Source organism: Nostoc sp. DedQUE07 (assembly GCF_034530975.2).
Taxonomy (GTDB): Bacteria; Cyanobacteriota; Cyanobacteriia; order Cyanobacteriales; family Nostocaceae; genus Nostoc.
Genome location: NZ_JAVRCC020000019.1, coordinates 115,163 through 123,872 on the forward strand (window position 1 = coordinate 115,163; position 8,710 = coordinate 123,872).

An 8,710-nucleotide genomic window follows, 5' to 3' on the forward strand; every position below is an offset into this window, starting at 1 on the left:
TACCTTAATCTTCTAGAATTCTTTTGCAAGAGTGCCTTTTGTCTCTTGCCTGCCTATGGCGCTTGCGGTGCGCGAAGCGCACCGTAAGTGACGCAAATGTCAGGCTGGCTGACTCACCCCAACTACAAGTTATGAATTACTCTTTTGTGCCTTGCAATCGCAAAAAATGCACCTGTCCTGATACTTCCCCAGCAACAACTCTCGCTCCATCAGGCGCAACAGCACAGCACAATATTGCCCCATCCCCTACGAAACTGGCAATTACTTCCCCAGTTTGCCAATTCCAGACTTTGAGGGTCTTGTCCCAGGAACCAGAAATCACGTACTTGCCATTTGGGGTGACGGTGAGTGCATCTACCCAAAGACTATGACCTACTAAGGTACGCAGTTGTTCTCCTGTTTGCCAATCCCAGACTTTGAGGGTCTTGTCACGGGAAGTAGAAATCACATACTTGTCATCTGGGGTAAAGGCGAGTGCATTTACCGAGTCACTATGACCTACTAGGGTACGCAGTTGTTCTCCAGTTTGCCAATCCCAGACTTTGAGGGTCTTGTCAACGGAACCAGAAATCACGTACTTGCCATCTGGGGTGACGGTGAGTGCAATTACCGAGTCACTATGAACTACTAGGGTACGCAGTTGTTCTCCTGTTTGCCAATCCCAGACTTTGAGAGTTTTGTCACGGGAAGTAGAAATCACGTACTTGCCACTTGGGGTGACGGTGAGTGCAATTACCGAGTCACTATGACCTACTAAGGTACGCAGTTGTTCTCCAGTTTGCCAATCCCAGACTTTGAGGGTCTTGTCACGGGAAGTAGAAATAACGTACTTGCCACTTGGGGTGACGGTGAGTGCAATTACCGAGTCACTATGACCTACTAGGGTACGCAGTTGTTCTCCAGTTTGACAATCCCAGACTTTGAGGGTCTTGTCACCGGAACCAGAAATCACGTACTTGCCATCTGGGGTGAGGGCAACTGCATTTACATAAAGACTATGACCTACTAGGGTATGCAGTTGTCCTCCAGTTTGCCAATCCCAGACTTTGAGGGTATTATCACGGGAGCCAGAAATCACGTACAAGCCATCTGGGGTGAGGGCGAGTGCTTCTACCTTGTCACTATGACCTACTAGGGTATGCAGTTGTTCTCCAGTTTGCCAATCCCAGACTTTGAGAGTGTTGTCACCGGAACCAGAAATCACGTACAAGCCATCTGGGGTGAGGGCAACTGCATGTACCCAAAGACTATGACCTACTAGGGTACGCAGTTGTTCTCCAATTTGCCAATCCCAGACTTTGAGGGTCTTGTCAAGGGAACCAGAGATTACGTACAAGCCATCTGGGGTAAGGGCGAGTGAATATACCCTGTCACTATGACCTACTAGGGTACGCAGTTGTTCTCCAGTTTGCCAATCCCAGACTTTGAGGGTGTTGTCAACGGAACCAGAAATCACGTACTTGCCATCTGGGGTAAGGGCAAGTGAATATACCGAGTCACTATGACCTACTAGGGTACGCAGTTGTTCTCCAGTTTGCCAATCCCAGACTTTGAGGGTTTTGTCACGGGAACCAGAAATTACGTATTTGCCATCTGGGGTGAGGGCAACTGTATTGACCCAGTAGCTATGACCTTCTAGAATACGTACTAAGGAACCGCCAGGGGGAGCCAAGCTGGCTGTTTGGGGAAGTAAACTTGGGGTTTTGCATTCCTGCGCCTGTGTTAACAATACCTGAATTTCTGAACTTTCAAAACCCAGCAACCGCCCTAACAATTGACCTGGCAATTGCTGTTTATCTTGATTTAAAAAATGTGCCGACAATCGCAATGCACCTTGAATTAACTGTAAATTCTCATCCTCCGGTAAAAAATCATAATCTGCTATCAAACCATTAACATTAGTGTTCTCCAACTTCGCCTGCAACCAGCGAAAATCACACAGCAGTTGTTGTAATTCCCTTGGACTTCCGCCAGCCAGCAAGTGATAGGCTAAATTTTGCCAGATATAGCCGTCATTATCTAAACTATGCCAGCCTTCGGGGTATTTTTCGCTGTAAGCATTTAATAGACGAGTGTGTAAACAACCTATCCCCTCACTTTCGGTTACTAAGGTAGCGTGCTGCTTTCTGACATAATCAAACTGCAAGTCATGCAACCGCAAATTTCCGACTTCATCCCGCAAAGCCAGAGATTTACTCACCAATTCATCAATCACATCTTGGGTATCAAACTTATCTAACCCCAAAGGTTGCCAAAAAGTCTGCAAAACTGCCTCTGGTATGGGTGTATCTTCAGGAAAGACCGCAAAATCTAAATATCGCTGTTGATAATTTTCAGACATATCCTCCACACTCACCTGAATTGCCTTGAGTAAATTCGGATAAGGATAATCGGGAAACTGTTGTTTGACTTTCTCTAAATCAGCACTACGTAGTTTTTCTAAAATATTCTGCCAGCGATTTGGCGGTTTAAAGCGCATCATCGCCCCTACCATCGCCAATGCTAAGGGCAAATATCCACATTCCTGGGCTACCTGTAAGATGACATCATTTTGCTGTGTGGGGTCAATGATCTCCGGTTGATTTGCCCAATCTGCCAAAAGTGCTAACGCCTGTTGTTCATCTAAAACCTCAAGCTGATATTCTTCCCCTCCTAACCCCGTAACTATCGCTGTATTACGGGTGGTAACTAACATTTGACAGTGTTCTCCTAACACATCAAACGCCGTCGCATCATCCAAACACCAAATATCATCCAAAATCAGCAAGCAAGCTTTATCTGCAAACAACTGCCGCAAACGCGCTTTTGCCAATCCAATCTCGGTAAAAGCCGCTTGCTTATCGCCAAATTCCTGGGCAAGATAGGATTGCCAAGTTAAAATCTGGGGTGTTTGTCCAAATGTTACCCAAAACACCCCATCAGGAAACGCCTTTCTGACTTCTTCATCCCGCGCCAGTGCTGTAGCTAAGACTGTTTTGCCAATTCCGCCCATTCCTTGTACACCAACACGGCGACTCTTTCCTGTAATCCCCACAGGTTGTTTTGTTAGCGACAATACCTTATGTTTTAAGGGCGTAAGTTGTTCGGGACGGAGTAAAAAGTGCGGCGGTAATTCTGGGACGTTGGTAAGATTGCCTAAAGGTAGGTGATAGGGAATTAAAGCGGTTTTTTTTTAATTTCAGGAATCGACTCGCCAGACACACCAGCTAACTCAATCGCATTCCGGGCAATATTAAAAGCAAACTCTACAGGCGAACCAGAATCATATTCGGAATTGTAAGCCAGAAGTGCATCGTAAAATCCCACAACAAATTCAATCGCCGCTTTATCTTGGATTTGATCGTTCATGCCAATCACATAATTGATGTGTTGGGCGATCGCTTTTGCTTGGACTTCGGAGTAGCAAGCATTCAACAGCACACATTCTACTTGATTAGAAAACTGTCCAAAAAGTCCAGCTAATGCTTCTCCCGTAACTAGCTGTTCGTTTCCAGTTTCATCTTCAAAAGCTAATCCTTGTACCCCTGCACCATGCCCAGAAAAGTGAATAATGTTTGGTCGATAGTCCAAAATAGCGCGGCGAATATCTCTCGGACGTACTGCCAAATCATACCGCAGATCAAAATTCTCCCGATTTTGCGCCCTTTGCAAACCTTCCTTAATATCACGCAATTCTTCATCAAGACGCAAACGTGCTGTCTGCTTGGGATTTGCTGCCAAAATCAAAATTTTTTGGGTTTTGATGGTCATTGCTGACGTTGGGAGTAGCTGCTTTAAAGTATACAGCAAAGGGCTAGCAATTTAAAACAGGGGAGGGACTCTAGCTGCTAGGGCAGAATCCAAGGCGATCTACCACCGCTGATTTGAGCCGTTAACCTGACTGCGCTTTTACCCAACAAATAACCGAAAGTTGGTAAAACGATAAAAATCTAGCATACTGACGTTAACGTTACTCCTTGTTCCGTCGAGTTCGGTCATTTGTCTGCCCTGGATATCTTAGGCGATCGCCAATCACCGAAAGTTAGTAAAACGGAAAAAACTGAGCCTGCTGTATCCAGACGCAAGTCGCCAAATCAGCGCAGATATAAGGGTGTGCGATCGCGAGAATATCGGCGTTGCTGAATAAAGGCAAGTCCCAAAATTCACATTGAGTCAAGCTGCTAAATTAAAAAAACCCCGTTACTGGAATGTCGGTAACGGGTTTTATGTTAACTAGCTTGATTAATACGCCGTTTTAACTCAGCCTCTAATTGTTCTGGAGTGCTGACCACTACCCCCGGTTTCGCTCTCATGATGCTGAGGTAATGCTGAAATGCCTCCTCATCCTGGGGGTTTGATATCACATATTGTCTTAATTCTTGCTCATTAAGAGTTAAATAGTCTGTCATCGGATAATGTTCTCCCCATTACTAAGAATTTCTACTTGGATGGTTTCGCCTATCAAAATCACGATTCGGCTTGTCCTCTCATCAAATCTAACCAATGCTATATCGTTGACTTTTGACTTCCCCGTTCGCGCAGCGTCCCGTAGGGAAGGGGTTGACTCGCGATCGCCAATGACAATAAAAAAAAGGAATAAAAAGGATCTGACCTTCATATTCACCAAACTTACTGCAACGAACGAATAAATATAAGTTGTCAATTCTCCTTGGGACTGATAGCGATCGCACAAACGCACTAAAATTTAAGAAACCATCATGATGGGTACTGACATGGTATCGATCCCAATTACTTTGGAACAACTCATTACGGCGGTACAACAGTTGCAGCCAGACGAACGAGCAAAAGTCGCTAGAGCCTTGATTCAAATAGATTTACGTTCAGATTTGACGGCTTTAATTCAAGAACTTTATGCCGAACCCCCCGTAAATGAGATTACAGATGATGAAATCAAGGCTGAAATTAAAGCTGTGCGTCAGCAATCCCAGCAGGTCTGATGTTGCGAGTGGTCATCGACACCAACATTTGGAGAGAGCATTTTGCTGAAAGGGCGAGTTACATTGCCGATTTTGGCAGCATTTAATGAGGATAAATTCCAGTTGGTAATGAGTCAACCCCTCATGGAAGAACTCCATCTTGTTTGGAATCGCCCCCGTTTAAGAGAGCGGATTGACTCTAATCAGGCGATTCGCCTAGAACAACAGTTGCAGTACCGCGCCTTATGGGTTGAGTTGAAAACTGTTCCGCCTAATTGTCGAGATCCCAAAGATTTACCTGTGTTGGCTACAGCGATTGATGGCAAAGCGGGGATTATCGTATCTGGGGATGATGACTTGCGGGCTGATGATGATTTAAGAGCAGTAATGGCAAGCTATAGCATTCAGTTACTGGGTGTTCATTCTTTCCTAAAATATCTAGATGAAGGTGATGGATAAAGGATGCTTTCACCGATCGCTCCCTAAAACAAGAACGCGATCGCTAATTCAACTTATGCCTAAGGGCGATCGCCCCCTTGACTAAAAAAGCGATGCCTCCCCACAGTAGGAAAGCGATCGCTCTCTCAAGTCGATTGATTTCATTTTGAGGTGCATTGCTTTTTTACCAATTTTCTCAAACTCCTGACTGAGGAATGAGCAGAGGAATTGGGCGATCGCGATTCTTGCGATAAATTTGAAAATCACTATCGAGAGTGAAAATAAAACTGTTGGGATAAAGCTCTGCCATTCTTACTAGTTCCGCATCTGCCAAAGAGACTGGCACAGATTGATAGCAAGTCAGCAGTGCCAATACTGTTGTCAACTCCTCATCCAAATTAAATTGAATCACGACTTGCCGTTGAGCCAGAAGTTGAAGCAGCGTTTCCCGACCATTATTCACCCTTTGCAACAGAAACCAGGCCTCTGAAATCACAGCCTCACAAGTTAGCAAAGGTGGCGCAATCTGGGTCAACTGCTCTGTTACCCAGATGTGATAGCGATCGCGTCGATCAATTAAAGCCACCAAAACACCTGTGTCAACAATCACTTGATGGAGCATTACTGACCGTAGCCATGCATATAGTCTGGATTTGTTGAAAGATCGCCGGGGCCTTCCCCTGCCCCAATTGCGGCCTGGGCAACTTCAAAAAACGATTGGGAAGACATTTCAGATTCCATAGTCCTTGGCTTGTGACGTTTTGTCCGTAGAAACTCTACAAAGTCCAAAACCTGTTGCTGCTCTTCTGCCGATAATGCTTCTACTGTTTGTAAAATTTGCTCACACAAATGAGACATTGCCATCAAATATAAAATGGGTGATGATTTTATTATGATAAATATATAGCAATCTGATAGCGTACCCCTGCGGGGAAGCAAGCTACGCGCAGCGTCTCGTAGAGAAGCGGTAGCGAGTCAGACGCTCCTCCGTCGCTAACGCTTTGCTATCGAGCGTCTTTGATTCGGTGAATCACTCCTAGAGATAGGGAATAAGGGACAGAGAATAGGAACAGAAAAGAAAAAATTAGCCCTGTTTGCGGTAACATCTTGCAGAGAAGCAAGGTTTTAAGCCGTATTTCGTTCTATGCCCAATGCCCCATACCCAATTAATTCAACGGTTCCATAATGGCTCTTAAACCTTTAGTAGAGAGTGTTTTAAGCATTTCTTTAGCGTTATATTCACTGCTAAATACTCCTGCTTGCATAACTCTTTGACCATCCCAAACTGTAAGAAACGCACCAGGAGCAAGCGATCGCACTAAATCTCGATCCCGATCGGTTGCAAGTGGCACTACTACGCGATAACGTACACCAAATTGTGTTGCAGAGTTACCACCATAGGGAATACTTGCAGAACTTGTTTGCAGATTGCGAGTATTAACAATGGGGATATTGGGATTGGGAAGTGGTAAAAGTTCTGAAGCACCAGGAGCAGCAGTTTCTAGTATTGGTAATGGCTGTTGTGTTTGATTCCTCATACTTGCAACTGGTGGCTGTGCAACTGAATTGGATGGGGACTCAGGGGCAGTAAACTCAATGGTATTAGGATCGATCCGCACGTAATTTAACTGTGGTGTATCAGGTGGCTGGGCGTTAATTGGTATTTGTCTACCTGACAAGCTGCTAGGAGTAGGAAATCCGGCGACGCTAGAAGTCGGTGGTTGTTTGGATATAGGCAAGGAAGGCGGTACATTATTGGCTGGCATTAATGGCAGCAGTTGACTGTTTAATTGCCCAGAAACAGGATTATTTGCTGAAATGCTGTTGCTGGTTTGCCCATTAGTAGTTTCAGAGATTTCGGGAGCCGAGAAGGTGATTTCTCCATTTGGTGGTATTTGTCGTAATACGTTGTTGGGAACTGGTTGAGAATTTGGGGTTGCTAGTGCTGTTGTACCGTTAATATCTACCTTACCAGTGATGCGATCGCTCACAAGGTTGTTACCAGCAGCAGAAATCACCTGTTTAGCGGCGCTGGCGTTAATGTCGTGGCGGCCATTATTTTGAAATGTATTATTTCCAGGTTCGGATGCACTACCCAAATCTGGCATTGCTTGAGCGAGCGCGACTAAACCATCTTCTTTATTATCTTGAATAGAATTATTCCGCAAAATCGGGCGGGCATTTGCTTGTACGATAATTCCCGATCTATTGTTTTGAATTTGATTACCTATGACTATAGGAGCAGCATTTTGAGCAATATTAATCCCAAAACCTGTTTGCTGAAAGACATTTTCCTTCACTTGCGGACTAGAGTTACCAGCAATTGTGATGCCATTGGCTCCATTGCGATCGAAGTAATTCTTACTAATGGTAGGTGCGGCATTACCACTGACGGAAATTCCATCTTGAGTACTGCCAGTAAAAGTATTTTCTGCGACTACCGGATTGCTAGATTCAATCCATAAACCGTAACCACGAGGATTAGAGTTCGTCACTGTTACCCCTGTGAGCAAGGCTTGGTTTGCCCCGACAATTGTGACGTTTTGGCCGCCAAAGCTTCGACTCAGGTAATCACCGCCTCCCTGAATGATAATCTCCTTACCTTGATTGCTGGGGTTGCCTTGAATTGAAATACCCGGTTTCAATATTAAGGGAAATTCCTCTCCTGTCTCGGCGCTATAAGTGCCAGTAGAGAGCATAATTACAGTATTGGCGTTAGCTAATCGCAATGCATGGGTAATAGTTTTTACAGGAGCGGATTCGCTGCCATTGCTTGCCTTGTCATCTCCAACACCAGGATTGACAAATAGCACATTAGCTTGAGAAGGTGTTTTCTGATTCAGAGGCGCTGAATTTGGTGTCGATGGAATCTGAGCGATGCTTTCTCTACGAGAGGCTTTGCCAACGGCGAGCTGCGCTAACGCACTATCCTGGCTGATACCCAGAAACGCTATACTTGCCGCCCCCATCCCTAGAATAAAAGATAATACTGAAAAACTAAAAAATAAAAGCCTTGCTGATTTCAGAAACTTCAGCTTTGCAAACAAAACATCTACTCTATGGTACTCAGTAAACATACGAGGTAGAATCATATTTAACACCACTCCTTATAAGTAATCATAAATTCTTATACTCCCTAGAGAGTATTATGTCGATAATATTACTCATATATTGACCGAGTGGCGATATTTAATACATAGTAATAAATGATATTAGACATCTCCAGAAATTAATTGTGCGTTGCCCAAAATAATTTGTGGGCAAAATTTATGAATTGTGCCTATATCATTTATCTATTATCTATATATAGGACTCATATTTGATTGCGTGAAAAAAACTCAGTACAGCTTTATTCC

The 8,710-nt window shown here is 44.4% G+C and carries 10 protein-coding genes; 3 read left to right on the forward strand and 7 right to left on the reverse strand.

Annotation, left to right across the window (positions count from 1 at the left end; genetic code table 11):
- Nucleotides 1-136 precede the first annotated feature (136 nt).
- Nucleotides 137-3,055, reverse strand: a complete 2,919-nt coding sequence (locus tag RMZ95_RS16720) for an NB-ARC domain-containing protein (protein ID WP_409882834.1) — start codon at nt 3,053-3,055, stop codon at nt 137-139.
- A gap of 101 nt (nt 3,056-3,156) precedes the next feature.
- Complete coding sequence (locus tag RMZ95_RS16725) at nt 3,157-3,789, reverse strand: CHAT domain-containing protein (RefSeq protein ID WP_409882836.1); 633 nt, start codon at nt 3,787-3,789, stop codon at nt 3,157-3,159.
- A 189-nt stretch (nt 3,790-3,978) separates the two neighbouring features.
- Between RMZ95_RS16725 and RMZ95_RS16730 the strand changes: the two genes are divergently transcribed.
- Complete coding sequence (locus RMZ95_RS16730) at nt 3,979-4,122, forward strand: hypothetical protein (protein WP_322683569.1); 144 nt, start codon at nt 3,979-3,981, stop codon at nt 4,120-4,122.
- An 86-nt stretch (nt 4,123-4,208) separates the two neighbouring features.
- Here RMZ95_RS16730 and RMZ95_RS16735 read toward each other — a convergent pair whose 3' ends face one another.
- Nucleotides 4,209-4,388 carry a DUF6887 family protein gene (locus tag RMZ95_RS16735; protein WP_100899738.1) on the reverse strand — a complete coding sequence of 60 codons (180 nt, stop codon included), beginning with the start codon at nt 4,386-4,388 and terminating at the stop codon, nt 4,209-4,211.
- On the reverse strand, nt 4,385-4,597 hold the full coding sequence (locus RMZ95_RS16740) for a DUF6888 family protein (protein WP_409882839.1): 213 nt from the start codon (nt 4,595-4,597) through the stop codon (nt 4,385-4,387). Before RMZ95_RS16740 ends, RMZ95_RS16735 begins: the two co-directional genes overlap by 4 nt.
- A 115-nt stretch (nt 4,598-4,712) precedes the next feature.
- On the opposite strand from RMZ95_RS16740, the gene RMZ95_RS16745 reads away from it, so the two are divergent.
- Both RMZ95_RS16745 and RMZ95_RS16750 read left to right on the forward strand, forming a co-directional pair.
- The gene (locus tag RMZ95_RS16745; protein WP_322683570.1) at nt 4,713-4,937 is read left to right on the forward strand and encodes a hypothetical protein; all 225 of its coding nucleotides are present in this window, start codon (nt 4,713-4,715) and stop codon (nt 4,935-4,937) included.
- Nucleotides 4,938-4,979: 42 nt separating this feature from the next.
- Nucleotides 4,980-5,375 (forward strand): putative toxin-antitoxin system toxin component, PIN family, encoded by a 396-nt coding sequence (locus RMZ95_RS16750; RefSeq protein WP_322683571.1) that lies wholly within the window; start codon nt 4,980-4,982, stop codon nt 5,373-5,375.
- A gap of 175 nt (nt 5,376-5,550) precedes the next feature.
- Here the strand turns inward: RMZ95_RS16750 and RMZ95_RS16755 are convergent, their stop codons facing one another.
- The 3 genes from RMZ95_RS16755 to RMZ95_RS16765 all read right to left on the reverse strand — a co-directional run bounded on the left by RMZ95_RS16755 (nt 5,551) and on the right by RMZ95_RS16765 (nt 8,446).
- The gene (locus RMZ95_RS16755) at nt 5,551-5,976 is read right to left on the reverse strand and encodes a type II toxin-antitoxin system VapC family toxin (protein ID WP_322683572.1); all 426 of its coding nucleotides are present in this window, start codon (nt 5,974-5,976) and stop codon (nt 5,551-5,553) included.
- Nucleotides 5,976-6,212: a DUF2281 domain-containing protein gene (locus RMZ95_RS16760; protein ID WP_322683573.1), complete on the reverse strand. Its 237-nt coding sequence runs from the start codon at nt 6,210-6,212 to the stop codon at nt 5,976-5,978. The genes RMZ95_RS16755 and RMZ95_RS16760 overlap by 1 nt, the downstream gene beginning before the upstream one ends.
- Nucleotides 6,213-6,520: 308 nt before the next feature.
- A complete protein-coding gene (locus tag RMZ95_RS16765; RefSeq protein WP_322683574.1) occupies nt 6,521-8,446 on the reverse strand; it encodes a DUF1565 domain-containing protein in 1,926 nt (641 codons plus the stop codon).
- Between the last annotated feature and the right edge of the window lie 264 nt (nt 8,447-8,710).